This is a genomic window from Pseudoalteromonas sp. CR1 (assembly GCF_019392235.1).
Classification (GTDB): domain Bacteria; phylum Pseudomonadota; class Gammaproteobacteria; order Enterobacterales; family Alteromonadaceae; genus Pseudoalteromonas.
Map to the genome: position 1 here is coordinate 1 of NZ_JAHXRM010000425.1, position 254 is coordinate 254.

General features: G+C 48.8%; 1 pseudogene. It reads left to right on the forward strand.

Annotation, left to right across the window (positions count from 1 at the left end):
* Positions 1-254 (forward strand): annotated as a pseudogene (locus KZZ04_RS19995) (penicillin-binding protein 1B); the annotation flags it as partial.

Here is a 254-nt window from a genome sequence, read left to right on the forward strand (position 1 = left end):
CGCCAAAGCCGCGCTAGTGCTCGGTGACAATCTCAATCTTGCAGGTAAAACAGGGACTACCAATGATTATCGCGATGCGTGGTTTGCAGGCTATAGTGGCAATGTGGTCAGCGTTGTTTGGGTCGGTTTAGATGACAATAAACCCACAGGTCTAAGTGGCGGTAATGGCGCTTTGCCGATGTGGATCAATTTTATGAAGCAGCAAAAGCTTACCCCGGTTAATCTCATCGCGCCAGGCAATATCGAATGGCTAT